The organism is Pseudoduganella namucuonensis (assembly GCF_900116645.1).
Classification (GTDB): domain Bacteria; phylum Pseudomonadota; class Gammaproteobacteria; order Burkholderiales; family Burkholderiaceae_D; genus Rugamonas; species Rugamonas namucuonensis.
The window spans coordinates 299,575-322,594 of record NZ_FPBO01000001.1 but is presented as its reverse complement, the minus strand read 5'-3'; the positions used below and the strand labels follow the sequence as shown (position 1 = coordinate 322,594).

Genomic DNA, 23,020 nt, shown 5'->3' with positions numbered 1-23,020 from the left:
ATCCCCAAACGGAACCTGATCGATGCAAGACATCCTGTTGTTCGCCCCGCCCGCGTCCCTGCTTCCGGCCATCGTGGCCGGCATATTCGGTCTGCTGATCGGCAGTTTCCTGAACGTGGTGATCCACCGCATCCCCATCATGATGCAGCGCGAGTCGGACAACTATGTCGCCTCCGAATCGGGCAAGGAGTTGCCGCACACGACGCGCTACAACCTGGTGGCGCCGCGCTCGGCCTGCCCGCATTGCCAGCACCAGATCACGGCGCTGGAAAACATCCCCGTGGTGAGCTACCTGGTCCTGGGCGGCAAGTGCAGCAACTGCAAGGCGAAGATCTCGCCGCGCTACCCCGTCATCGAGGCGCTGACGGGCGCGCTGTCGGCGGTGCTGGTGTGGCACTTCGGCAGCGGCTGGATGGGGCTGGCCTCGCTGTGCTTCGCCTATATGCTGATCGCCATGACCTTCATCGACGCCGACACCCAGCTGCTGCCGGACGACCTCACGCTGCCCCTGCTGTGGGCCGGCCTGCTGCTCAACATCAACGGCCTGTTCGTGCCGCTGCAGGACGCCGTGATCGGCGCGGCGGCCGGCTACCTGGCGCTGTGGAGCGTCTACTGGCTGTTCAAGCTGGTGACCGGCAAGGAGGGCATGGGCTACGGCGACTTCAAACTGCTGGCCGCGCTGGGCGCCTGGCTGGGCTGGACCATGCTGCCGACCATCATCCTGCTGTCCTCGATCGTGGGCGCCGTGGTCGGCATCTGCCTGATGGTGTTCGCCAAGCGCGGACGCAACAACCCGATCCCCTTCGGCCCCTACCTGGCGGCCGCCGGCATGATCGCGCTGCTGTTCGGCGGCCCGCTGGCCGGGTTCACGCAAAGCCTGCTGGGGCACTGATGGCCAGCGGGGCGGGTAAACTTCACATCGGCCTGACCGGCGGCATCGGCAGCGGCAAAAGCCTGGTGGCCGACATGTTCGCCGAGCGCGGCGCCAGCATCGTCGACACCGACCGCATCGCCCACGCGCTGACCGGCCCGAACGGTCCAGCCATGCCGGCCATCCTGGCCGAGTTCGGCCCCGGCTACGCGGACGCGCATGGCGCCATGGACCGTGCGAAAATGCGCGCGCTGGTGTTCTCCGACAGCGGCGCCAAGGCGCGGCTGGAGGCCATCCTGCACCCGCGCATCCGCGAGGCCACCGACGCGGCCGGCGCGGCGGCCACCGGTCCCTACGTGATCTTCGCGGTGCCGCTGCTGGTCGAGTCCGGCAACTGGCGTGCGCGGGTAAACCGCGTGCTGGTGGTAGATTGCCCGGAAGAAGTGCAAGTGGCGCGCGTGATGGCGCGCAACGGCCTGCCGGAAAGCCAGGTGCTGGCCATCATGGCGGCCCAGGTAACGCGCCCGACGCGCCTGGCGGCGGCGGACGATGTCATAGACAATGGCGGCGAAATCGCGGCATTGGCACCGCAAATTGCGCGATTACACGATTTATACCTGGCAATTTCCGCAGGAACGATAACAATACCTGCGCAACGTTTGTAATTTTGCTTCGCTTGGTTCAGAATCACGGAATTCTTTCAGGCCCATCTTTAGAGGGAAGTCATTTTGATTGTCTACGAATACCCTTTCAACGAGCGCATACGCACGTTGTTGCGGCTGGAAGACCTGTATGAGAAATTCAAGTTCTTTGTCCATCAAGAACATCCGATGCAGCATCACGTCGCCCTGGCGACGATCTTCGACATGCTCGAAGTGGCCGGCCGCGCCGACCTGAAGTCGGACCTGCTGCAGGAGCTGGAGCGCCAGCGGCAAAGCCTGCTGGGCTACCGCTCCAATCCCAATGTGCAGGCCGAGACCTTGGACGCCATCCTGTCCGAGCTGGACGCCGTCAGCGGCGCGCTGGTGGCGGCGCAAGGCAAGACTGGGCAAAACATCCGCGACAACGAATGGCTGATGAGCATACGGGGCCGCACCATCATCCCCGGCGGCGCCTGCGAATTCGACCTGCCGTCCTACTACGCCTGGCAAAAGCGCGGCGCCGAGCAGCGCTTCAACGACATCGCCGGCTGGTTCGGTCCGCTGGCGCCGCTGTTCGACGCGCTGGCGCTGGTGCTGCGGCTATTGCGCGATTCCGGCGGTCCTGTGAAAATGATCGCCAACACCGGCAGCTACCAGCAAATGCTCCAAGGCAAGGTCTATCAAATGCTGAGGCTGACGCTGGACGAGGCGACGGGGGCGATCCCGGAGATCTCCGCCAACAAATACATGCTGTGGGTGAGGTTCACCACGCAAGGCGGCGACCTGAAGCCCAAGCCGCTGGAAGAGGATGTCCCGTTCGAGCTCACGCTCTGCAATTTTTGAAGTGAACGCCATGACCGTAGTTGAATGCCCGACCTGCTCCGCCAAGGTGGAGTGGACCGAAAAGAACAAATACCGCCCCTTCTGTTCCGAGCGCTGCAAGCAAATCGACCTGGGCGCCTGGGCCGAGGAAAAATACGCCATCCCCGTCCCGCCCCCCGTCGATCCTCTCGACGAAGAATAAGCCACCGCCCCGCCCACTAGGCGCCCCAATAAGCGCCCAGGGCTATTTTTCCCATGCGGCAATAAAAGCCCAGGGCGTTTTTCCGCCGCGGACAGCCGCGTCCCACTGGGAAGGCGTTGCCGCGCGGCGAAAAGCGCCCTGGGCTATTATTGCTTGACGGGAAAAATAGCCCTGGGCGCTTTTTTAGGCGGGCAGGGCCGTGGGGTCGTGGCGGATCTGGTCCAGCCATTCGAGCAGCGGGATCGTGGCCGGCAGCAGCGGCTCGACGCCGACCGTGCCTTGCCACGCGAACGCTTGACCTTCGAGGCTCTGCGCTTCGCCGCTCCAGTCGCGGCTGATGTAGAAGTGCAGCCGGACGTGGGCGTGCGGGTAGACATATTCGACGCCGCACCATTCCTGCGCGCTGTGGATGTTCATCCCCAACTCTTCGACGAATTCGCGCTTCAGCGCCTCCAGCACCGTTTCGCCGGGATCGACTTTGCCGCCGGGGAATTCCCAGTAGCCGTCGTAGGGCTTGCCCGCCGGGCGCTGGCCCAGCAGCACGTCGCCGTTGGGCTTGATCAGGATGCCCACCGCGACGTCCACCGGTTTGACTTTCACCTCGCCCACGCTCACGCGGCGCTTCCGTCCGGCAGCTTGCCGGCATAGTCCTTGGCGAACTGCCAGGCGACCCGGCCGGAGCGCGAGCCGCGCGACAGCGCCCAGCGCAGCGCGTCGCCGCGCGCCTCGGCCACCTGCGCGTCCGTGCAGCCGAAGCTGCGCAGCCAGTGGCCGACGATGTTCAGGTAGTCGTCCTGCTTGAAGGCGTAGAACGACAGCCACAGCCCGAAACGCTCGGACAGCGAGATCTTTTCCTCCACCGTTTCGCCCGGATGCAGGTCGCCGTCCTCGTCGTGCGTGTAGGTGGCGTTGTCGGACATGCGCTCCGGCATCAGGTGGCGCCGGTTGGAGGTGGCATAGATCAGCACGTTGTTGGACTGCGCCGAGATCGAGCCGTCCAGCGCCACCTTCAGCGCCTTGTAGCCGCTCTCGCCCTCCTCGAACGACAGGTCGTCGCAGAAGATGATGAAACGCTCGGGACGCCCCGCCACCAGGTCGACGATGTCGGGCAGCTCGGCCAGGTCGGCCTTGTCGACCTCGATCAGGCGCAGCCCGTCATCGGCGAACTGGTTCAGGCAAGCCTTGATCAGCGAGCTCTTGCCGGTGCCGCGCGCGCCCGTCAACAGCACGTTGTTGGCCGGGCGCCCCTGCACGAACTGGCGCGTGTTCTGCTCGATCGCCAGCTTTTGCGGCGCGATGTTGTGCAGGTCGTCCAGCGCGATCCTCGACACGTGCGTCACCGCCTGCAGGTGGCTGACGCCGCCGGCGCGCTTGCGCCAGCGGTAGGCGTGGCCCAGTTTCCAGTCCGGCTCGCGCGGCGCCTGCGGCAGGATGGCCTCCACGCGCTGCAGCAGGGCCTCGGCGCGCACCAGGAAATGTTCGAGTGGGGTCGCCATGTCAGGAACGGTAGTCGGCGTTGATGCTGACGTAGTCGTGCGACAGGTCGCAGGTGTACACGGTGGCCGCCGCGGCGCCGCGCGCCAGTTTCACGCGCACCGTGATCTCGCTCTGCTTCATCACGCGCTGGCCGTCCTCCTCCTTGTAGTCCGGGTTGCGGCCGCCGTCCTTGGCCACCCACACGTCGTCCAGGTAGAGGTTGATCTTGCTGACGTCCAGGTCCACGCCCGCGTAGCCGACCGCGGCCAGGATGCGGCCCAGGTTGGGGTCGGAGGCGAAGAAGGCCGTCTTGACCAGCGGCGAGTGGCCGATGGAGTACGCGATCTTGCGGCATTCCTCCACGTCCGCGCCGTCCTCCACGGTGATCGTCATGAACTTGGTGGCGCCCTCGCCGTCCCGCACGATGGCTTGCGCGAGGAACACGGACAGCTCGGTGACGGCGGCGGCCAGCGCCTTGTATTCGGGCGAGTCCACCGAGTTCACCTCCAGCGTGCCGGCGCCGGTGGCGATCAGCATGAAGGAGTCGTTGGTGGAGGTGTCGCCGTCGATGGTGATGCAGTTGAAGGACTGGTCGGCGGCCTGCTTGACCAGCACGTCCAGCACCGGCTGCGCGACCTTGGCGTCGAAGGCCAGGTAGCCCAGCATGGTGGCCATGTTGGGCTTGATCATGCCGGCGCCCTTGCTGATGCCGGTCAGCGTCACGCGATGGCCGGCGATGTCGACCGTGCGCGATCCCGCCTTCGGCTGGGTGTCGGTGGTCATGATGGCCTCGGCGGCGTTGAACCAGTTGTCCACCGTCAGGTTGGCCACCGCTTGCGGCAGGCCGGCCGTGATGCGGTCCACCGGCAGCGGCTCCAGGATCACGCCGGTCGAGAACGGCAGGATCTGTTCCGGCTGGCAGCCCAGCAGGTCGGCCAGCGCGCCGCAGGTTTTCAACGCGTTGGCCATGCCGGCCTCCCCCGTGCCCGCGTTGGCGTTGCCGGTGTTGACCAGCAGCGCGCGGATCGGCTCGCCGCCGGCGTTCACCTTGGCCAGGTTGGCCTTGGAGATCTGCACCGGCGCGGCGCAGAAGCGGTTCAGCGTGAACACGCCGGACACGGTGGCGCCGGGCGCCAGGCGCAGCACCAGCAGATCCTTGCGGTTCGGCTTCTTGATGCCGGCTTCGGCGAAGCCGATTTCGATACCGGCGACGGGCTTCAGGTCGGCTGCGACTGGGATGGGGGAATTGACGGCCATTTTTTGTTCTCGTGCAAGGGTAGAGGAGGCGTTATTGTAATACCACTGGCCCCCGTCCGCGGCCACGCGACGCCCTTGCTTTTCCGCCACGCTTTTGCGGCCAAAAAGCCACATAAATTAGAACGTTCGTTCGGTTTCCCCTCCCTCCCGTTTTACTCGACAGCAATTTCCACTAAGGTGATGTCCGCGCGGTACCGGAGGGGACGCCGCCTCGATAAAACAATAACGGGAATGGACTTCTTAATGAAAAAGCATCTTTTGGCAGCATCCGTGCTGGCGGCCTGCGGCTCGCTGGCGCAGGCCGGCGCGCTGGCCGATGGCAACCTGAGCGTCAGCGGCTTCGGCACCCTGGGCGTGGCGCGAAGCGACACCGACACCGTCCAGTTCGCGCGCTACAACCAGGCCGTGGGCGTGAAGGATAGCCCGCGCATCGGCCTCGATTCCAACCTGGGCCTGCAGGCGACCTACAAACTCAACGACTGGCTGTCCGGCACCGCGCAAGTGCTGACCCGCAAGAACACCAGCCCCAGCTTCACCACCGACCTGACCTGGGGCTTCCTGAAGGCCAAGATCAACGACGAGGTCAACGTGCGCGTGGGCCGCGTGGTGCTGCCCGGCTTCCTGATCTCGGACTACCAGAACGTGGGCTACGCCAACACCATGATACGGCCGCCGATCGAGATGTACGGCCAGGCGCCGATCGAGAACATGGACGGCGCGGACGTGAACTACCAGCACGCCTTCGGCGACACCAACCTCACCGTGCAGGCCTTCGCCGGCACCAGCCGCGGCAAGCTGTTCGTGCCGACCGGCGGCGGCTCCGTCGCCAAGTACCGCGCGCCGGTGCAGGGTGTCAGCGTGTCCGGCGAGCACGGCCCGGTGATGCTGCGCTTCAGCCATGTGCGCGCCAATATGCACAGCGACGACTTGGCGCCGCTGAACGCGCTGGCCGCCACCCTGCGCTCGGTGGGCTTCGCCCAGCTGGGCCAGGACCTGGGCCTGGTGGGCGGCAAGAAAATGACCTTCACCTCGCTGGGCCTGACGGTGGACTGGAACAACGTGCTGGTGCAGTCCGAGTACGCGCAGCGCCGCGCCAAGGAGGCGGTCTACATCCCGCAGACCGATTCCTGGTACGTGATGGCCGGCTACCGCTTCGGCAAGGTGCTGCCCTACTACAGCCACGCCGCCTACCGGGGCGCGGGCGGCAGCGTGACGGTGCCCGCCGCGCTGGGCCGCATCCCGCCGCTGAACGCGGCCGTCGCCAATGTGCTGCTGTCGGCCGAGCAGTCGTCCGACCTGGTCGGCGTGCGCTGGGACTTCGCCAAGTCGCTGGCCCTGAAGGTGCAGGTCGACCGCGTCAAGCCCAAGGTCAAATCGGGCTCGCTGATCTTCCCTCCCGCGACCGGCCAGAAGGACGGCGTGACTGTCGTGGCCGCCGGCCTGGACTTCGTTTTCTAAGGTGACCGACATGAAAATACAGAACAAACCGATGACGTCCCTGCTGCGCTTCTCGTTGGCAGCGCTGATCGCGGCCACCGTGCCGGCCATGGCCGAGACGGTGGTCATCGTCAGCCCGAAAAACCCGGCCACCCGCATGTTCTCCGAGCAGGCCGCCCAGTTCTTCCTCGGCAAATCGACCATGTTCACGCCGGTGGACCAGGCCGAGGGCTCGGCCATCCGCAACGACTTCTACCAGAAGGTCACGGACAAGGACGCGGCCCAGGTCAAGGCCATCTGGTCCAAGCTGGTGTTCACCGGCAAGGCCACGCCGCCCAGGGAGTACAAATCCAACGCCGACGTCAAGAAGGCGGTGGCGGACGATCCCAAGGCCATCGGCTACATCGACAAGTCGGCGGTGGACGACACCGTCAAGGTCATCCTGACCCTGCCCTAAGCCCCCTCCCCTCCCCCAGACGCCGGCCCCAGCCGGCGTTTTTCTTTCTATCCGAAAGTTGCATCGGTTATATTGCTGTTTTCCCCCCGCCCGCAAGGAGAGCAAGTGAGCCTATCGCTGCGCGCGAAGTTTCTGGTGCTGAGCGCCTTCGTCCAATTGCTGCTGGTGGCGCTGTTGATCGGCAACAGCCTGCGCGTGATGGACGACGCCGTGCGCAAGAACGCCGAGCGCGTCGCGCACGAGTACGCGGTGACGCTGAACCTGTCGCTCAGCCCCTACGCGATGTCGGGCCGCCTCAACGAACTGAGCGACTACTGGGCCGAGATGCTGTCCGACCCCAAGGACAGCTTCGTGCGCTACATCGTGGTGCTGGACCAGCACGAGCAGGCCGTGAGCACCGTCGGCGTGCGTCCGGCCGTGCTGCCGGAGGCGCTGCGCAGCCCGGAAACGGGCACGCGCAACGGCGTGCGCACCTGGCGCAAGGACGACATGCTGCACGCGCGCGCGCCCATGCTGCTCAAGGACAACCAGGTCGGCTCGCTCAACTTCGGCCTGTCCACCAGCGAACTGGCGCAGGCGCGCGACGAGGTGCTGCTGCAGTCGAGCGTGATCTCGCTGGCCGGGCTGAGCATGGGCATGCTGCTGTTCTACGCCTTCACCCAGGGCATAGGCAAGCGCCTGCGCACCCTCACCGCCCAGGCCCGGCAGATGTTCAAGAGCGCCTTCGGCCAGCCCCTGCCGGACACGACGGGCGACGAGATCGAGGTCTACGCCCGCTCGCTGAACACCATGGGCGCCGCGCTGCGCGAGCGCGTGGCGCAGCTGGAGGCGTCCGAGCGCCGCCTGTCCGAATCGGAGGCGCGCTTCAAGACGCTGTTCGACATGGCGCCGCTGCCGCTCACCGTGACCGACCGGGCCGGCCGCATCATCGGCGCCAACCAGGCGCTGATGCGCAATTTCGGCTACGCCGAGCACCAGCTGGTGGGCCACCGCTCCAGCGATTTCACGTTCTGGTCGCCGCCCGGGGAGCGCGAGCGCGTCTGGCAGATGTTCATGCGCGACGGCGTGGTGCGGGGCGAGGTGGCCGGCATCGTTCTCGAGGGCGGCATCCCGGGCAAGGTGGCGATCTGGTCGTCCAGCCTGACGCTGGACGGCGTGGACGCCGTGATCTGGGCGCTGCTGGACCTGACCGCCGAGGTCAAGGCGAAACAGCAACTGGAGGAATTGAACGCGTCGCTGGAGAGCCGGGTGCGCGAGCGCTCGGCCGACCTGCAGCACGCGCTGGAGACGCTGCAGCAGACCCAGCACGACCTGATCGCGGCGGAGAAGATGGCCTCGCTGGGCTCGCTGGTGGCCGGCATCGCGCACGAGCTGAACACGCCCATCGGCAACAGCCTGCTGGCGGCCACGGCGCTGTCGGACAAGGTGAACGAGTTCGAGGCCATGCTGAGCGGCGCCACGCTGCGCCGCTCGGCGCTGTCGAGCTACAACGAGGAGGTCAAGCTGGCCTCGGGGCTGATCAGCGGCTCGCTGCAAAAGGCGGCCAACCTGATCGCCTCGTTCAAGCAGATCGCGGTCGACCAGACCAACGACCAGCGCCGCGAATTCATGCTGCTGGGGGTGGTGACGGACACGGTCGCCACCTACCTGCCCCGGCTGCGCCGCGCCAACTGCGACACCGATTTCGACGTGCCGCCGGAGCTGGCGCTGGATTCCTATCCCGGCAGCCTGTACCAGGTGTTCACCAACCTCATCAACAACGCGCTGGCGCACGCCTTCGAGCACCGCGCGAGCGGCGCCATCACGGTGCGCGCGGCCGAGCTGCCGGATGGCATGGTGGAGATCGTCTTCAGCGACAACGGCGTCGGCATGCCGGAGGAGGTGCGGCGCCACGTGTTCGATCCCTTCTTCACCACCAAGATGGGCAAGGGCGGCACCGGGCTGGGCATGAACATCGTGTACAACATCGTCACCGGGGTGCTGGGCGGGCGCGTGTCGATCGCCTCGCGGCCGGAACATGGCACCACGGTGCGCATCACCATGCCGCGCAGTTCGCCGCAGCGGGACGGCTCGCGGCCCGGCTACTGAAGCGCCGCGACGCTGGCGCGCAGCTCGGCCTCCACCAGCGCGAACAGCCGCGCCAGCTCGGCTCGCGCCAGCGGCAGCGCGGCGTCCTCGCCGTCGCGCGCGAAATCCTCGAGCGCCTTCAGCAGGTCGGTCAGCTCGACGGCGCCGATCAGCAGCGTGTTCGATTTCAGCGCGTGGCAGCAGAACGCGGCGGCCTTGCAGTCGCCCGCCGCCAGCGCCCGCTGCAGGTCCGCGTGCAGCCGCGGCGTGTTGTCCAGGTAGATGGCCGCCAGCGCGCGGTAGCTGGCCGCGTCGCCGCCGACGGCGCGCATCAGCACGGCCGGATCGATGTGGCCGTAGCCCGCCTCGCCGCCCCGCGGGCCGCTCATGCCGGCGGGCGCGCCTGCTGGGCGCAACAGGCCCGCATATAGCCGCGCAATTCGTCGAAATTGACGGGTTTGCCGAAGAACACCACGCCGGGCGGCACGCCGCCGCGCTCCTCCAGCTCCCCCGGCGACAGGCCGGACAGGATGGCGATGTTCATGCCGGCCAGCTCCGGATAGCCGAAGATGGTCTTGATCATCTCGTAGCCGTCCATGCCCTCCATCACGATGTCGGCCAGCAGCACGTGCGGATGCAGGCGCGAGATCTCGATCAGCGCCTGGTAGCCGTTCTCGCAGAAGCGCGCGGCGATGGGCAGCCCCCACATGGCGAACTGGCGTTGGTACAGGGCGCGCTGCATGGGATTGTCCTCCACCACCAGCACCTGCACGGTGTCGTTGCGGCGCTGCGGGGAGGCGGCCTGCGCGGCCTGCGTCCCCGCTTGGGGCGCGCTCTTGTAGGCCTGCACCGCCGCCAGCGGGATGCGGCGGTGCCCGCCCTTGGTCTTCCACGCCTCGATGACGCCGGCCTCCACCAACTGTTGCACGGACGAGACTGAAATCCCCAGCAATTCCGCCGCCTTTTGCGTGGTGCATACCTCTTCAGCCGCCATCCGCGCCCTCGCCATAAATTTGCCAGATAGAAATCAATGGCATCGATAGAAAAATCAAATTAATCAAATTTAATAAATTTAAGGAATTTTGGTTAAAATCAATTCCAACCAGAAACCACCGCATCCATTATGAACCCGAAACGGCCGACGGCAAAGCCGCGTCTCCGCTTCCCACCGCCCCGACCACCATGCTCGAATTGATCGATTTCGCCGAATTAAAAGCCGCCGGGCTGCTGCCCTCCCCCACTCCCGCCGCGCAGTCGCTGATGCTGCTGTGCGAGCGTCCGGACAGCCCGTCCGGCGCCGTGGCCGAGCGGGTCGCCGCCGACCCCGTGCTGCTGCTGGCGTTGCGGCGCCTCGCCGGCGCCGCGGCGGAGGACGGCGCGGCCAGCGTGGTCGCGGCGGCGGGTCCGCTGGTGGTGCGCCAGATGGCGCTGGGGCTGGACCTGTACGCGGGCCACCAGCGCGGCGCGTGCGCGGGCTTCGACTACGGCCGTCACTGGTCGCACTCCTTCGCGATGGCCTGCGCGGCGCAGGTGCTGGCGGCCGAGCTGCCGGTCGCGTCCGCGTCCGAGATATTCTCCCTCGCCCTGCTGGCCGACGTCGGACGCCTGGCCCTGGCCACCGCGCGTCCCCGTTCCTATGCCCGCCTGCTGCGCGATTGCGGCGAGCGGCCGGCGAGCCAGCTGCTGCGGGCCGAGTCGGTCCACTACGGTTACAGCCACCTGAACATGGGCGCGGCGCTGGCGCGCGGCTGGCAGCTCGGGCGCGATTACAGCGAGGCGGTGCAGTGCCAGGAGGCGCCGCACATGGCCGTGGAGCGCCGCGTGCGCCAGATGGCGCGCATCCTGCAGACCGCGTCCTGCGTCGCCGACCTGTTCCTCGCGGGCCAGGAACAGCGCGCCGCGGCGCTGCGCGCGCTGGCGGAGATGGGCTCCAGGCTGCCGCTCGACATGCGCACGCTGCTGGACCTGGTGGACGAGGCCAATATGAACTGGCGGCAGTGGTGCGAGGCGCTGGAGCTCGACACAAGCGCGGCGCCGCCGACGGCCGCTGCGGATGCCGCGGACGCCGCGCCGGCGCGGGAACCGCAAGCCGCGCGGGAAAGCATGGCGCGGGCGTAAAAAAACCGGGCTCGCGGCCCGGTTTTTTTTGGTTCGGGCCGCTCAGGCCAGCTTGCCGTGGCAAGCCTTGAACTTCTTGCCGCTGCCGCAAGGGCATGGATCGTTGCGGCCCACCTTGACGCCCATGCTGAGCTGCGCCTCGATCTCGTTCAGGCCGCCCTGCGGGGCCGGCGACAGCAGGTCTTCCGGCGCCGCGTTCGGGTTGAAGTCGGCGTGCTGGTAGGACACGTTCTCCACGTGCGAGGCCTGCATCGCCGCCTCGGCCGCGTCGATCTCCTCGCGCGACTGGATGCGCACCGTCATGACCAGCTTGACGACCTCGTTCTTGATCATGTCCAGCATCTGGCCGAACAGCTCGAACGCCTCGCGCTTGTATTCCTGCTTCGGGTTCTTCTGCGCGTAGCCGCGCAGGTGGATGCCCTGGCGCAGGTGGTCCAGCGCGGCCAGGTGCTCGCGCCAGTGGCTGTCCACGCTTTGCAGCATGACGTTGCGCTCGAAGCCGCCGAAGGCGTCCTTGCCGACGACGTCGATCTTGGCCTGGTACACGGCGTCGGCCGCGGCCAGCACGCGTTCCAGCAAGTCCTCGTCGTTCAGCGTCGGTTCGGCCTCCAGCATGGCGCGCAGCGGCACCTCGACCTGCCATTCGCCGGCCAGCGCCGCTTCCAGGCCCTTGATGTTCCATTGCTCCTCGACCGATTCCTCCGGCACGTACTCGCGCACGACGTCGGTGAACAGGCCGTGGCGCAGGGACTGGATCATCTCCGAGATGTCGGTGCTTTCCAGCAGCTCGTTGCGCTGCTGGTAGATCACCTTGCGCTGGTCGTTGGCGACGTCGTCGTACTCCAGCAGCTGCTTGCGGATGTCGAAGTTGCGGGCCTCGACCTTGCGCTGCGCCGACTCGATCGAACGGGACACGATGCCCGCCTCGATCGGCTCGCCTTCCGGCATCTTCAGGCGGTCCATCACGGCGCGCACGCGGTCGCCCGCGAAGATGCGCAGCAAGGGGTCGTCCAGCGACAGGTAGAAGCGCGAGGAGCCCGGGTCGCCCTGGCGGGCGGCGCGGCCGCGCAGCTGGTTGTCGACCCGGCGCGATTCGTGGCGCTCGGTGCCGACGATGTGCAGGCCGCCGGCCGCCACCACCTGCTCGTGCAGCGCCTGCCAGCCGTCGCGCAGCGCCTTGGCCTGGCCTGCCTTGTCGGCGTCGCTCAGCGCGGGGTTGGCGTCGATGAACTTGATCTGGTTTTCAACGTTGCCGCCCAACACGATGTCGGTGCCGCGGCCGGCCATGTTGGTGGCGATGGTGATCGCCCGCGGGCTGCCGGCCTGGGCGATGATCTCCGCCTCGCGGGCGTGCTGCTTGGCGTTCAGCACGTTGTGCGGCAGCTTGGCCTTGGTCAGGATGCCCGACAGCAGTTCCGAATTCTCGATCGAGGTGGTGCCCACCAGCACCGGCTGGCCGCGGTCGTAGCAGTCGCGGATGTCGGTCACCATGGCGTTGTACTTCTCGCCGTTGGTCTTGTAGACCTGGTCCTGCTTGTCCTTGCGCTGGGACGGGCGGTTGGGCGGGATCACCACCGTTTCCAGGCCGTAGATCTCCTGGAACTCGTAGGCCTCGGTGTCGGCGGTGCCGGTCATGCCGGCCAGCTTGGCGTACATGCGGAAGTAGTTCTGGAAGGTGATCGAGGCCAGCGTCTGGTTCTCGTTCTGGATCTTCACGCCCTCTTTCGCCTCGACGGCCTGGTGCAGGCCGTCCGACCAGCGGCGGCCCGTCATCAGGCGGCCGGTGAATTCGTCGACGATCACCACCTCGTTGTTCTGCACCACGTAGTGCTGGTCCTTGAAGTACAGCGCGTGCGCGCGCAGCGCGGCGTACAGGTGGTGCACCAGCGTGATGTTGGCCGAGTCGTACAGCGAGGCGCCCTCGGGCAGCAGGCCCATCTTGACCAGGATGCCCTCGGCCTTCTCGTGGCCGGCCTCGGTCAGCAGCACCGAGTGCGCCTTCTCGTCCTTGGTGTAGTCGCCCGGCACCTCGATCTTGCCCTTGCCGTCCGGGGTTTCCTCGCCGATCTGCTGGATCAGCATCTTCGGCACTTCGTTGATCTTGTGGTACAGGTCGGTGTGGTTCTCGGCCTGGCCGGAAATGATCAGCGGGGTGCGGGCCTCGTCGATCAGGATCGAGTCGACCTCGTCGACGATGCCGAAGTTCAGCGCGCGCTGCACGCGGTCGCGGGCCTCGAACACCATGTTGTCGCGCAGGTAGTCGAAGCCGAACTCGTTGTTGGTGCCGTAGGTGATGTCGGAGGCGTAGGCCTCCTGCTTGGCGGCGTGCTCCATCTGCGACAGGTTGATGCCGGTCGACAGGCCCAGCCAGTTGTACAGCTTGCCCATGGTCTCGGCGTCGCGCTGGGCCAGGTAGTCGTTGACCGTGACGATGTGCACGCCCTTGCCGGACAGCGCGTTCAGGTAGGCCGGCAGGGTCGCGGTCAGGGTCTTGCCCTCGCCGGTGCCCATTTCGGCGATCTTACCGAAGTGCAGCACCATGCCGCCGATCAGCTGCACATCGAAGTGGCGCATCTTGAACACCCGCTTGGACGCCTCGCGGCACACTGCGAACGCCTCGGGCAGCAGCGCGTCGAGCGCCTCGCCGGCGGCGATGCGTTCCTTGAAGGCGGGGGTCTTGGCTTGCAACTCGGCATCCGACAACTTTTCCATCGCCGGCTCAAGCGCATTGATTTCGCGTACCGTTTTTTGATATTGCTTGAGCAGTCGCTGATTGCGGCTGCCGAAAATCTGGGTCAGTAAGGACATTGGTTAACGCCGTTAAAATAAGCTATCTGTAGGTACTTCGTTGGGTGCACAGCTTGCCAGGGGCAAAAGACCGGTGATTTTATCATGCGATCCGGCCAAGATTGGGTTATTGGCTTGTATAACAAGTGCCTGTACGGTAACTAAGTTGGAAAAATCCCGGCGGCGCGGAATTTCCGGCCTGCACGGCCTGGCGGCCTGTGGTATGTTTCGGCCATGCGCTTCTTCAAATCCTACAGCCATGGCCGGATCCCGGCCGGCGCCACGGACTTCCTCAAAAAAGACCACAAGCTGGCGGCCCTGCTGCCGGCGGTGGAGCGCATGGCCGCCCTGCAAAAGGACTGCGCCGCCGCCCTGCCCTCCATGTTCGCCCACTGCGACATCCTGGCCTTCGAGGACGGCCAGTTGCTGCTGTCCACGCCCAGCGCGGCGCTGGCGGCCAAGCTGAAGCAGCAGTTGCCGAAACTGCAGGAGATGCTGCAAAGGAAAGGCTGGCAAATCCACAACATCAAGCTGCGGGTGCAGATGATGAAGGCCGCCGAGATCAAGGAGGAGATGCGGGCGCTGTCGCTGCCGCCGGCGGCGGTGGACGCGTTCGAGGCGCTCAGCGTGTCGCTGGAGCAGAGCAAGCAGAACAGCGACCTGATCCAGGCGCTGCGGCTGATGGTGCGGCGCCGCCGGGACCGGCCGGATTACTAATCAGTTAATTCAACGCCCACTCGTGGGTCATCTGGCGCACATAGGATTCCGGCGCCGACGCCAGGTTGTCGTAGGTGACGATCTCGTACGCGTCCGGATGCGCCAGCAGCTCGCGCAGCAGCAGGTTGTTCAGCGCGTGGCCGGACTTGTGCGCCTCGTAGCCCGCCACCAGCGGATGGCCGACCAGGTACAGGTCGCCGATCGCGTCCAGGATCTTGTGGCGCACGAACTCGTCGTCGTAGCGCAGGCCGTCCGCGTTCAGGATGCGGTACTCGTCCATCACGATGGCGTTTTCCAGCGAGCCGCCGCGCGCCAGGCCTATGCCGCGCAGCATTTCCACGTCCTGCATGAAGCCGAAGGTGCGCGCGCGGGCGATCGCCTGCACATAGGTGACGTCGCCGAAGTCGACCGTGGCGCGCTGCGCCGTGCCGTCGACCGCCGGGTGGTTGAATTCGATGAAGAAGTCCAGCTTGAAGCCGTCGTGCGGCACCAGGCGCGCCCACTTCTCGTTGGCGCCCTTGCCGTCGCGCACCTCCACCGGCTTGACCACGCGGATGAACTTCTTGGCCGCGTCCTGCTCCTGCACGCCGGCCTGTTGCAACAAATACACGAAGGACGAGGCCGAGCCGTCCATGATGGGGATCTCCTCGGCGCTGACATCCACGTACAGGTTGTCGATACCCAGGCCGGCGCAGGCCGACATCAGGTGCTCGACGGTGGAGACGCGGGCGCCGTCCTGGATCAGGACCGAGGCCATGCGGGTGTCGCCGACCGCCATCGCGCTGGACGGGAACTCGACCACCGGGTCCAGGTCCACGCGGCGGAACACGATGCCGGTGCCGATGGCGGCCGGCCGCAGGGTCAGCACGACCTTGGTGCCCGAGTGCAGGCCGACGCCGGTGGTGCAGACTTTTTCTTTGATGGTGCGCTGTTTTAACATCCCCCGATTATATCGGAGAACGCCCGCCGCTTCCCGCCGGGCCCGCGGCTGGTCAGGGATGCTCGGACTCGGCGTGGACGGCTTCGCGCCGCACCAGGTAGATGCCGCTGCCGATGATGATGGCCGCGCCCAGCAGGGTGTAGAAGTCCGGCAAGGTCTGCCACAGCAGCCAGTCGATCGCCACGCCCCAGGCCAGCGCCGAGTATTCGAACGGCGCCACGGTGGAGGCCTTGCCGGTGCTGAAGGCGACGGTGATGGCGAGCTGGCCGAGGAAGCCGGACACGGCCAGCCAGACGATCACCAGCACGTCCTGCGGGCGCACCGCCACCCAGTTCCGCCACCCCAGCGCCAGGGACCCGAGCGCCATCATCACCAACAGCCAAAACATGATGTGCTCGCTGGAGTCCGTGCGGCTCAGGATGCGGCTGGCGATGGCCGACACCGCGTAACACACGGCCGAGCCCAGCACCGCCAGGCCGGCCACCGAGATGAAGCTGGCGCCGCTCGGGCGCAGCACCACCAGCACGCCGGTCAGGCCGACCACGATCGCCACCCACTGCATCGCGTCCACCCGCTCCTTCAGGATGAACACCGACAGCGCCGTGATCAGCGCCGGCGCGATGAAGAAGATGGCGTAGGTGTCGGCCAGCGGCAGCGTTTTCAGCGCGTAGGCGAACAGGGTCAGCATGCCGATGCCCAAGGCGCCGCGCAGCAGTTGCAGCGGCCAGCGCACCTTGAGCAACGCGCCGAACTTGCGGCGGTAGGCCATGTAGGCGCACACCAGCGGCAGCGACGACAGCGCGCGCAGGGCGGTCACCTGCATGGCGGGATAGGTGGCGGACAGCAGCTTCATCGCCGTGTCCATCAGGGCGAACATGGCGACGGCGATCAGCATCGCGTAAATGCTGCGCAGGTTTTCGGAAGGCTTGCTCAGAACGGCTCCAGGCGGAATGGGGAGCGCTGAATTATAGCAAGCCCGTATAGACAAGCCCGGCAATGGCGGGCGGGCGCGCGAAACTGTGGCGCGGGCGCGCTATTTATTGATGAGTGTGAGAATGCGAGGGTTTGTGCGCGGGTCGGCGCCGGTATCATGGAGTCATCACCACCTAGCGAGGAAGACATGCCGTTTTGCCAGCAATGCGGTTCCCAGGCGTCGGACACCGCGGACTTCTGTTTCAACTGCGGCGCGGACGTCGCGTCGACCGCGATCGCCCTGCCCGGCATCTCGCCCGGCTGGAAAGCGCGCTTCGCGGTGCTGCAAAAGGCGGGCGGCGTGGACATGCCGCAGTCCATCGCACTGACGATGGGCGAGCGCGCGATGGTGCGCTTCAACCTGCTGGCCTTCCTGTTCGGTCCGGCCTATTACGCCGTCAAGGGCATGTGGCGCAAGGCGCTGACCTTGTGCGCGCTGTCGCTGGTCTTGATGCTGCTGTTCCGTATGCTGCTGGCCGGCGTCGGCCTGGGCGGCAGCGGCTTTGTGCACACCGCCTACCTGATCGCCCCCGCCCTGTTCGCCACCCGCGCGAACGTCGACTACTTCACCAAGATGGTGCTGCGGGACGACGGCTGGCTGTAGCCGCCCTCCAAACGAGTGACAAGTTGCGCGATGCCAAGGGGCGATAAGGTGTAAAATTATTGCCTTTTAGAAATCCCAGGCTTATATGCGCTCGCTGTCACGCGTCTTGTCCGCGTGTTGTTTCGCTGTCATCGCAGGATGCGGTGGCGACTATACCGACACTTCTTCTCCTGTCCAGCAACGTCTAGCGTTAGGTGCGCCCGCGCGCGCAATTGAACCCCTAACGCTTGCGGGCGACCGCGACAGCTATGCAATCTCGAACACGGGCGCGGGATATCGCATCGCAGGCGCCGGTGGAGAATCGATCGCGGCGGCCACATCGGTGAAACGCATCCGCTTTGCGGACGTGTCGCTCGCGCTGGACGGCGAGGTCGCGGGCAATGTGTATCGGCTCTACCAGGCGGCCTTCAACCGTACCCCGGACGTCGCGGGTCTGGGCTATTGGCTTGGGCAATTCGACGGCGGCACCCAGCTGGAACAGATTGCCGCCGCGTTCGTCGCCAGCGAAGAATTCAGCCGTTTGTACGGCGCGACACCGACCGACCAGCAATTCATCACCGCGTTGTACGCGAACGTACTGCACCGGGTTCCCGATGCCGGCGGGCTCGATTACTGGATGAAATCGCTGCAAGCCGGGGTGAGCCGTCCCGCCGTGCTGATCGCGTTCGCGGCGAGCACGGAGAATCGGACGCAAACCGCGTCCGCCATCGAAGCGGGAATCGCCTATGCAGAAACCGGTGTCGCCTACCGGCCGGTCGCCAAGTCAGCCACGCAAAGCGACGTGACAGCGGGCGCAGCCGTCATGCTGGACGGCAGTGCGAGTTCGGACGCCAACGGGGACAGGCTGCTCTACGACTGGTCGGTAACCAACCCCAACGGCGGCAAGGCCATCGTGACGCCACTACCAGCCGGCAAGGCCACATTCATCGCCGATATGGCTGGAAGTTACTCGGTCACGCTGCTTGCCAACGACGGCAAGTTGGTCAGCCAGCCTTTCCAGCATCTTGTTCTGGCGAAGGCCAGGGCCGTCGCGCCGATTGCGGACACCGGCGTGTACAAGTGCACAGCCATTGACCACGACCTGGCGCTTTCCCTGTACAGCCAGGGCCATACCTACCTTGACCGCGACCATGACGGAAAACCTTGCGAGGCGACCGACAAAACGGCGGAGACACCGGTCACGGCGCCAGTCACGCCGCCGACGACCACCGGCAAATGCTGGGTCAACGGCTACAGGCGAAGCAATGGAACCTATGTCAGCGGCTATTGGCGCAAGTGCTAAGGCATGCGATAGATATGGATGTCATCCCTGAACTTGCGGCCCAACGGCGGCCGTGGAGGGAGGGGGGCAGAAAACTTGTCGCGGAAAAAGTTCACATCGTCGCGCAGTTCGCGATACTGCGCGCGGCTGTCGTCCAGCAATCGATAATTCACGCCGTAGGTGTCGACGCCGTCCTCCTCCAGCCTGTCGAGGACGCGGCGGATTTCAAGATACGTATCGGGATCGTCCCGTTCGATAATTCCCGGGCCGACAAGAAAAAGCATCCAGCGATGGCTTTCGTAGTCAAAGCTCCCGTACGCGGCGGTGACCGGCACATTCTCTTTGTCCAGTTCCCTCAGCAGCCGCGCACCGGCCTCACGCATGTCCCGTGTTAGCTCTCGCGTCACCACATAATCTTCAGCCATGGCAAAACTCCATTCTCCGTCATTCCGCAAGCGTCATAGAGCTTGCGCGCTTCGGGCGCCTTGATATGCAAACTATAGCGCGCGGTCTCGTTCCACGCCAATGTCCGTTCCCAGTTCGCAAAAAGTGGCTTGTTGACGGAGGCCATCCGCTCCATGGATTCGGCCAGCCCCGCAGCGGTGAGCAAGACCTCCAGCTTGCGCGTATGAACCTGGTTCGCAAGCGCCTTGTTCGGAAACTCATAACGTCGAGTCGTCTGCGCAACACAGGCTTTCAGCGCACACTCGACCGCGTAGCCAGCCAAATAGTAGCTGCCCGCGTAGCAACCCGCGTCGAGCAGGACTCCAGCCTCGCGAATGCGAATGTCGGATAATCTCTGGAAGTCGTAGCGATTCATCCGCAAACAATAGCTGGAACAACGGCCGGCGCCTTGTGTCCCGTCACCGGAGGAATTAACGCCGCGCGCGGGACGCGGTAATATTGCGGTATGACTACGCCATCCTACATCGTTAAAGAATCCCCCATCCACGGCCGCGGCGTGTTCGCGCGGCGGCCCATACCGGCCGGCAGCCGCATCATCGAGTACACCGGCGAGATCATCAGCGGCGACGAGTCGACGCGGCGGGCGGAGGCGTCCGGCGGGCCGATCGGCCACACCTTCTTCTTCAGCCTGGCCGACGGCAACCTGATCGACGGCGGCAGCGGCGGCAACGACGCGCGCTTCATCAACCACGCCTGCGAGCCGAACTGCGAGGCCTACGAGGAGGACGGCCGCGTCTACATCCACGCGCTGCGCGACATCGAACAGGACGAGGAACTGAACTACAACTACGCGCTGGTCTACGAGGCGCGCCACACGCCGGCCGTCAAGCGCGCCTTCGCCTGCCATTGCGGCGCGCCCAGCTGCAGCGGCGTGATGCTGGCGCCGAAGAAGCGCGGCCGCAAGGCGCGCGCAAGGGCGGGGGCCTGACATCGGCGGCCGATCCGGTGCGGCGTGGGCGCGCCGCAACGCGCACTGGTTCGACAGCCTGACCGAAGCCGAGGAAACCATCGCGATAGAACGGCAGTCGGTCCCGCGCGTCCCCGCACGACATGACGCCGGCGGTTTTCGTCAGCACCCGTTAGCAGTCATCACCAACCCGGACTCAGGATGCATCAATGGCAAATGCGCGAAACACGAACGACCACGAGCCCATCGATTTGGCGAATCTTTCTCTCGTCGCGCTGCTGCAGAGAGCGAAGCTGGGACAGCTTTTCGCGGTCCTCGCCTCGGTCCTCGCGATGATCGCGGCGGGGTTCACCGCCGGCTACCATTTGAACGGCATTAGCGGCGGTAGCGCGCTGGCGGCGCAGAAGGCCGAGCTGCTGGAGGATTGCGGCAAGCGCACCAAGGAATTGGAGAAGGCGAACGCCACGCTGATCGGGATGAGGCCGGGAACCCCACCCGCCACGCGGGACCTGTGCAAACAGGAGATTATTGATGCGCAACGCCCCGGCGCCGACAAGGTCGCCGACTTGAGCAGCAAAGCGCGCGAAGCCAATGAAAAGCTCAACGCCTGCCTCGTCGATTTGCGGACGGAGCGAAACATGCCTTCCAAGGCCGCCGCGCCGTTCATTCCCGCCCAAGAAAGCGCGACACAGAGCGCGCTTACGGCCTGCACCAACGAAGTCAACGCACTGAAGGTGCGTCAACCCGCCCCGCTGAACACGTATTACATCAACGCGCACCTTCGACGTACGAGTTTTGGGGAGTGCACAGCGGCGGCCCTGGACGCGGCCACCAAGCTCAATGTCGTTGGCAGGCGCAACGAGGACGAGGTGCATCTCACTACGCCCGATGGCTATTACTGTTCAATGTATTGCGGTGAGATCAAGGTCATTTCATGCAACGGCCCCGTCTATTCAACGGCCCGCGTGTTCTCGGATCGCCTGACGAAGTATCTCGACGCGAAATGAGCGCCGATCGATAACCCGCCGCTCAGGCGCTGCGGCCTTCGGCGCCGCCAGACCATGAAAAACGGCGCACTCGGCGCCGTTTCCTCCTACCGCAGGGGGCCGCGGATTACAGCTGGCCCAGCAGCGTCTCGGCGTTCGACTTCTCGAACTTGCCGCCTTCCTCGATGTTCAGCTGCGTGACCACGCCGTCTTCCACCAGCAGCGAGTAGCGCTGGGAGCGGGTGCCCATGCCGAACTTGCTGAAGTCGGCGTCCAGGCCCAGGGCCTTGGAGTAGGCGGCATTGCCGTCGGCCATCATGCGCACGGTGCCGGTGGCTTTCTGGTCGCGGCCCCAGGCGCCCATCACGAACGCGTCGTTCACGGAGATGCACCAGATCTCGTCCACGCCCTTGGCTTTCAGCGCCTCGGCGTTTTTCACGTAGCCGGGCACGTGCTGCGCCGAGCAGGTCGGGGTGTAGGCGCCCGGCAGGCCGAAGATCGCGATCTTCTTGCCCTTGACCAGGTCTTCCACCTTGAAGGTGTTCGGGCCGAGGGAGCAGCCCTCGGTTTCGGTTTCGATGAATTCGGACAGGGTGCCTTCCGGCAGTTTGTCGCCAATCTTGATGGTCATGATGACTCCGTTATGTATGGTTGAAAAAAAGCCGCGCTAAGCGCGGCATGCCCCTGGCACAGAGACGCAGTATGCCAGAGGTCAAGGGAACATGTCGGATGCCCGTTTTTTACGCGGCCTCAGTCGGCTTGTTTGCGCAGGAAGGCCGGGATGTCGTAGGTCTCCATGCCGTTCTTCTCCATCGCGCGCACCTGCTCGGAGGCCGATTCGCGGCGCCACACGGCCGGCGCCTTCATGCCGTCGAAGGCCTGCGCGCCGCCACCGCCGACGCCGCCGGCGCCCATCGTCACGGTCGAGGTGGCCGCGCCGCCGCCCAGCGCCGCCGACGGCGTCAGCGGGCTGTTGTGGGTGCCGGTGCGCAGCATCTGCTGCGGCACCAGTTGCACGTGCTTCTTGGTCTTGCCCAGGCCGGTCGCCACCACGGTCACGCGGATCGCATCGCCCATGGTCTCGTCGTAGGCGATGCCCTGCGCGATCGACGCGTCCGGCGCGGCGAAGGCGCGCACGGCGGCCATGACTTCCTTGATCTCCTTGCCCTTCAGGCCGCGCGAGGCGGTCACGTTGACCAGCACGCCGCGCGCGCCGGACAGGTCCACGCCGTCCAGCAGCGGCGAGGCCACGGCCTGCTCGGCGGCGATGCGGGCGCGGTCCACGCCGGAGGCGGTGGCGGTGCCCATCATGGCCTTGCCCTGCTCGCCCATGATGGTCTTGACGTCGTTGAAGTCGACGTTGATGTGGCCCGGCACGTTGATGATCTCGGCGATGCCGGCCACCGCGTTGTTCAACACGTCGTCGGCGTGCTGCAGCCATTCCAGCAGCGACTCGTCCTCGTAGATCTCCTCCAGCTTCTCGTTCAGGATCACGATCAGCGAGTCGACGTTCTGCGACAACTGCTCCAGGCCCTCGTCGGCGATGTCCATGCACTTCTGGCCCTCGTGCGAGAACGGCTTGGAGACCACGGCCACGGTCAGCGCGCCCTGCGCCTTGGCCACCTCGGCCACGATGGGCGCGGCGCCGGTGCCGGTGCCGCCGCCCATGCCGGCGGCGATGAACACCATGTGCGCGCCGCGCAGCGCGTCCTCGATGCGGGCGCGCGATTCCTCGGCCAGCTTGCGGCCGACGTCCGGCTTCATGCCCGCGCCCAGGCCGGTCTCGCCGATCTGGATGATGTTGTGCGCCTTGGACGTCGACAGGGCCTGGGCGTCGGTGTTGGCGGCGATGAATTCGACGCCGCTCATGCCCTTGTTGATCATGTGTTGAACCGCGTTGCCACCTGCTCCGCCGACGCCGACGACCTTGATGACAGTACCCAAAGATGCGTTATCGACCATATCAAACTCCATGATGTGCTCCTATCAGAATGCCGTTTTCAATCGCCAACCCTCGTCCATGGGAGAACTGG

Annotated in this window: 25 protein-coding genes; 13 read left to right on the top strand and 12 right to left on the bottom strand. The window is 65.7% G+C overall.

The genetic code is table 11. The features are described from left to right. The first annotated feature begins 22 nt into the window (after positions 1-22). The 4 genes from BM436_RS01420 to yacG all read left to right on the top strand — a co-directional run bounded on the left by BM436_RS01420 (position 23) and on the right by yacG (position 2,536). Positions 23-892, top strand: a complete 870-nt coding sequence (locus BM436_RS01420; protein WP_093552697.1) for a prepilin peptidase — start codon at positions 23-25, stop codon at positions 890-892. Next, the gene (gene coaE / locus BM436_RS01415; RefSeq protein ID WP_093552695.1) at positions 892-1,536 is read left to right on the top strand and encodes a dephospho-CoA kinase; all 645 of its coding nucleotides are present in this window, start codon (positions 892-894) and stop codon (positions 1,534-1,536) included. The genes BM436_RS01420 and coaE overlap by 1 nt, the downstream gene beginning before the upstream one ends. 63 nt (positions 1,537-1,599) lie before the next feature. Continuing rightward, positions 1,600-2,355: a cell division protein ZapD gene (gene zapD, locus BM436_RS01410; protein ID WP_093552693.1), complete on the top strand. Its 756-nt coding sequence runs from the start codon at positions 1,600-1,602 to the stop codon at positions 2,353-2,355. A 10-nt stretch (positions 2,356-2,365) separates the two neighbouring features. Further along, a complete protein-coding gene (gene yacG / locus BM436_RS01405) occupies positions 2,366-2,536 on the top strand; it encodes a DNA gyrase inhibitor YacG (RefSeq protein WP_093553006.1) in 171 nt (56 codons plus the stop codon). A 183-nt stretch (positions 2,537-2,719) separates the two neighbouring features. Here the strand turns inward: yacG and BM436_RS01400 are convergent, their stop codons facing one another. The 3 genes from BM436_RS01400 to argJ are packed head-to-tail and all read right to left on the bottom strand — an operon-like array spanning position 2,720 to position 5,269. Then, positions 2,720-3,151 carry an NUDIX domain-containing protein gene (locus BM436_RS01400; protein WP_371859614.1) on the bottom strand — a complete coding sequence of 144 codons (432 nt, stop codon included), beginning with the start codon at positions 3,149-3,151 and terminating at the stop codon, positions 2,720-2,722. Beyond that, the gene (locus BM436_RS01395) at positions 3,148-4,032 is read right to left on the bottom strand and encodes an ATP-binding protein (RefSeq protein WP_093552691.1); all 885 of its coding nucleotides are present in this window, start codon (positions 4,030-4,032) and stop codon (positions 3,148-3,150) included. Before BM436_RS01395 ends, BM436_RS01400 begins: the two co-directional genes overlap by 4 nt. 1 nt (position 4,033) lies before the next feature. Then, positions 4,034-5,269 (bottom strand): bifunctional glutamate N-acetyltransferase/amino-acid acetyltransferase ArgJ, encoded by a 1,236-nt coding sequence (argJ, locus tag BM436_RS01390; RefSeq protein WP_093552689.1) that lies wholly within the window; start codon positions 5,267-5,269, stop codon positions 4,034-4,036. 243 nt (positions 5,270-5,512) lie between these two features. Here argJ and BM436_RS01385 point away from each other — a divergent pair, with 243 nt between their 5' ends. From BM436_RS01385 to BM436_RS01375, 3 genes are all read left to right on the top strand, one after another. After that, positions 5,513-6,727, top strand: coding sequence for a hypothetical protein (locus tag BM436_RS01385; protein ID WP_093552687.1), 1,215 nt, complete (start codon positions 5,513-5,515; stop codon positions 6,725-6,727). Between the two features lie 31 nt (positions 6,728-6,758). Then, a complete protein-coding gene (locus tag BM436_RS01380) occupies positions 6,759-7,163 on the top strand; it encodes a type 2 periplasmic-binding domain-containing protein (protein ID WP_093553002.1) in 405 nt (134 codons plus the stop codon). 105 nt (positions 7,164-7,268) lie between these two features. Continuing rightward, a complete protein-coding gene (locus tag BM436_RS01375) occupies positions 7,269-9,251 on the top strand; it encodes an ATP-binding protein (RefSeq protein WP_093552685.1) in 1,983 nt (660 codons plus the stop codon). Here BM436_RS01375 and BM436_RS01370 read toward each other — a convergent pair. Both BM436_RS01370 and BM436_RS01365 read right to left on the bottom strand, forming a co-directional pair. Then, positions 9,245-9,619, bottom strand: coding sequence for an Hpt domain-containing protein (locus tag BM436_RS01370; protein WP_093552683.1), 375 nt, complete (start codon positions 9,617-9,619; stop codon positions 9,245-9,247). The two genes, BM436_RS01375 and BM436_RS01370, sit on opposite strands and share 7 nt — an antisense overlap. After that, the gene (locus BM436_RS01365) at positions 9,616-10,224 is read right to left on the bottom strand and encodes an excisionase family DNA-binding protein (RefSeq protein WP_229488730.1); all 609 of its coding nucleotides are present in this window, start codon (positions 10,222-10,224) and stop codon (positions 9,616-9,618) included. The genes BM436_RS01370 and BM436_RS01365 overlap by 4 nt, the downstream gene beginning before the upstream one ends. A gap of 188 nt (positions 10,225-10,412) precedes the next feature. Here BM436_RS01365 and BM436_RS01360 point away from each other — a divergent pair, with 188 nt between their 5' ends. Further along, complete coding sequence (locus tag BM436_RS01360) at positions 10,413-11,348, top strand: HDOD domain-containing protein (protein WP_093552679.1); 936 nt, start codon at positions 10,413-10,415, stop codon at positions 11,346-11,348. A 42-nt stretch (positions 11,349-11,390) separates the two neighbouring features. On the opposite strand, the gene secA is transcribed toward BM436_RS01360, so the two are convergent. Next, on the bottom strand, positions 11,391-14,156 hold the full coding sequence (secA, locus tag BM436_RS01355; protein ID WP_093552677.1) for a preprotein translocase subunit SecA: 2,766 nt from the start codon (positions 14,154-14,156) through the stop codon (positions 11,391-11,393). Positions 14,157-14,369: 213 nt separating this feature from the next. Here secA and BM436_RS01350 point away from each other — a divergent pair, with 213 nt between their 5' ends. Beyond that, a complete protein-coding gene (locus tag BM436_RS01350; protein WP_093552675.1) occupies positions 14,370-14,852 on the top strand; it encodes a DciA family protein in 483 nt (160 codons plus the stop codon). A gap of 4 nt (positions 14,853-14,856) precedes the next feature. Here BM436_RS01350 and lpxC read toward each other — a convergent pair whose 3' ends face one another. Both lpxC and BM436_RS01340 read right to left on the bottom strand, forming a co-directional pair. Next, positions 14,857-15,792, bottom strand: coding sequence for a UDP-3-O-acyl-N-acetylglucosamine deacetylase (lpxC, locus tag BM436_RS01345; RefSeq protein ID WP_093552673.1), 936 nt, complete (start codon positions 15,790-15,792; stop codon positions 14,857-14,859). A 52-nt stretch (positions 15,793-15,844) separates the two neighbouring features. Then, the gene (locus BM436_RS01340; protein WP_093552671.1) at positions 15,845-16,687 is read right to left on the bottom strand and encodes a DMT family transporter; all 843 of its coding nucleotides are present in this window, start codon (positions 16,685-16,687) and stop codon (positions 15,845-15,847) included. A gap of 195 nt (positions 16,688-16,882) precedes the next feature. Here BM436_RS01340 and BM436_RS01335 point away from each other — a divergent pair, with 195 nt between their 5' ends. Together BM436_RS01335 and BM436_RS01330 are read left to right on the top strand one after the other, a co-directional pair. Next, the gene (locus tag BM436_RS01335) at positions 16,883-17,368 is read left to right on the top strand and encodes a DUF2628 domain-containing protein (RefSeq protein WP_093552669.1); all 486 of its coding nucleotides are present in this window, start codon (positions 16,883-16,885) and stop codon (positions 17,366-17,368) included. A gap of 85 nt (positions 17,369-17,453) precedes the next feature. Next, positions 17,454-18,650 carry a DUF4214 domain-containing protein gene (locus BM436_RS01330; RefSeq protein ID WP_093552667.1) on the top strand — a complete coding sequence of 399 codons (1,197 nt, stop codon included), beginning with the start codon at positions 17,454-17,456 and terminating at the stop codon, positions 18,648-18,650. On the opposite strand, the gene BM436_RS01325 is transcribed toward BM436_RS01330, so the two are convergent. Both BM436_RS01325 and BM436_RS01320 read right to left on the bottom strand, forming a co-directional pair. Next, positions 18,647-19,054, bottom strand: a complete 408-nt coding sequence (locus BM436_RS01325) for a hypothetical protein (RefSeq protein WP_143132885.1) — start codon at positions 19,052-19,054, stop codon at positions 18,647-18,649. The two genes, BM436_RS01330 and BM436_RS01325, sit on opposite strands and share 4 nt — an antisense overlap. Beyond that, positions 19,033-19,449, bottom strand: coding sequence for a hypothetical protein (locus BM436_RS01320; protein WP_093552663.1), 417 nt, complete (start codon positions 19,447-19,449; stop codon positions 19,033-19,035). Before BM436_RS01320 ends, BM436_RS01325 begins: the two co-directional genes overlap by 22 nt. Before the next feature lie 90 nt (positions 19,450-19,539). Between BM436_RS01320 and BM436_RS01315 the strand changes: the two genes are divergently transcribed. Next, a complete protein-coding gene (locus BM436_RS01315) occupies positions 19,540-20,022 on the top strand; it encodes an SET domain-containing protein (protein ID WP_093552661.1) in 483 nt (160 codons plus the stop codon). A 188-nt stretch (positions 20,023-20,210) separates the two neighbouring features. Further along, complete coding sequence (locus BM436_RS01310) at positions 20,211-21,008, top strand: hypothetical protein (protein ID WP_093552659.1); 798 nt, start codon at positions 20,211-20,213, stop codon at positions 21,006-21,008. Positions 21,009-21,114: 106 nt separating this feature from the next. On the opposite strand, the gene BM436_RS01305 is transcribed toward BM436_RS01310, so the two are convergent. Further along, positions 21,115-21,618 (bottom strand): peroxiredoxin, encoded by a 504-nt coding sequence (locus BM436_RS01305; protein ID WP_093552657.1) that lies wholly within the window; start codon positions 21,616-21,618, stop codon positions 21,115-21,117. 119 nt (positions 21,619-21,737) lie between these two features. Beyond that, the gene (gene ftsZ / locus BM436_RS01300) at positions 21,738-22,961 is read right to left on the bottom strand and encodes a cell division protein FtsZ (protein WP_093552655.1); all 1,224 of its coding nucleotides are present in this window, start codon (positions 22,959-22,961) and stop codon (positions 21,738-21,740) included. Positions 22,962-23,020: the final 59 nt, after the last annotated feature.

Coding starts and splice junctions, on each gene's coding strand:
- argJ (WP_093552689.1), bottom strand. CDS start 5,269: ATGGCCGTCAATTCCCCCATCCCAGTCGCAGCCGACCTGAAGCCCGTC.
- BM436_RS01305 (WP_093552657.1), bottom strand. CDS start 21,618: ATGACCATCAAGATTGGCGACAAACTGCCGGAAGGCACCCTGTCCGAA.
- BM436_RS01315 (WP_093552661.1), top strand. CDS start 19,540: ATGACTACGCCATCCTACATCGTTAAAGAATCCCCCATCCACGGCCGC.
- BM436_RS01335 (WP_093552669.1), top strand. CDS start 16,883: ATGGAGTCATCACCACCTAGCGAGGAAGACATGCCGTTTTGCCAGCAA.
- BM436_RS01370 (WP_093552683.1), bottom strand. CDS start 9,619: ATGAGCGGCCCGCGGGGCGGCGAGGCGGGCTACGGCCACATCGATCCG.
- BM436_RS01340 (WP_093552671.1), bottom strand. CDS start 16,687: ATGCTGATCGCCGTCGCCATGTTCGCCCTGATGGACACGGCGATGAAG.
- coaE (WP_093552695.1), top strand. CDS start 892: ATGGCCAGCGGGGCGGGTAAACTTCACATCGGCCTGACCGGCGGCATC.
- yacG (WP_093553006.1), top strand. CDS start 2,366: ATGACCGTAGTTGAATGCCCGACCTGCTCCGCCAAGGTGGAGTGGACC.
- BM436_RS01350 (WP_093552675.1), top strand. CDS start 14,370: ATGCGCTTCTTCAAATCCTACAGCCATGGCCGGATCCCGGCCGGCGCC.
- BM436_RS01330 (WP_093552667.1), top strand. CDS start 17,454: ATGCGCTCGCTGTCACGCGTCTTGTCCGCGTGTTGTTTCGCTGTCATC.
- BM436_RS01365 (WP_229488730.1), bottom strand. CDS start 10,224: ATGGCGGCTGAAGAGGTATGCACCACGCAAAAGGCGGCGGAATTGCTG.
- BM436_RS01310 (WP_093552659.1), top strand. CDS start 20,211: ATGGCAAATGCGCGAAACACGAACGACCACGAGCCCATCGATTTGGCG.
- secA (WP_093552677.1), bottom strand. CDS start 14,156: ATGTCCTTACTGACCCAGATTTTCGGCAGCCGCAATCAGCGACTGCTC.
- BM436_RS01385 (WP_093552687.1), top strand. CDS start 5,513: ATGAAAAAGCATCTTTTGGCAGCATCCGTGCTGGCGGCCTGCGGCTCG.
- BM436_RS01395 (WP_093552691.1), bottom strand. CDS start 4,032: ATGGCGACCCCACTCGAACATTTCCTGGTGCGCGCCGAGGCCCTGCTG.
- BM436_RS01360 (WP_093552679.1), top strand. CDS start 10,413: ATGCTCGAATTGATCGATTTCGCCGAATTAAAAGCCGCCGGGCTGCTG.
- BM436_RS01380 (WP_093553002.1), top strand. CDS start 6,759: ATGACGTCCCTGCTGCGCTTCTCGTTGGCAGCGCTGATCGCGGCCACC.
- ftsZ (WP_093552655.1), bottom strand. CDS start 22,961: ATGGAGTTTGATATGGTCGATAACGCATCTTTGGGTACTGTCATCAAG.
- BM436_RS01320 (WP_093552663.1), bottom strand. CDS start 19,449: ATGAATCGCTACGACTTCCAGAGATTATCCGACATTCGCATTCGCGAG.
- BM436_RS01325 (WP_143132885.1), bottom strand. CDS start 19,054: ATGGCTGAAGATTATGTGGTGACGCGAGAGCTAACACGGGACATGCGT.
- BM436_RS01420 (WP_093552697.1), top strand. CDS start 23: ATGCAAGACATCCTGTTGTTCGCCCCGCCCGCGTCCCTGCTTCCGGCC.
- lpxC (WP_093552673.1), bottom strand. CDS start 15,792: ATGTTAAAACAGCGCACCATCAAAGAAAAAGTCTGCACCACCGGCGTC.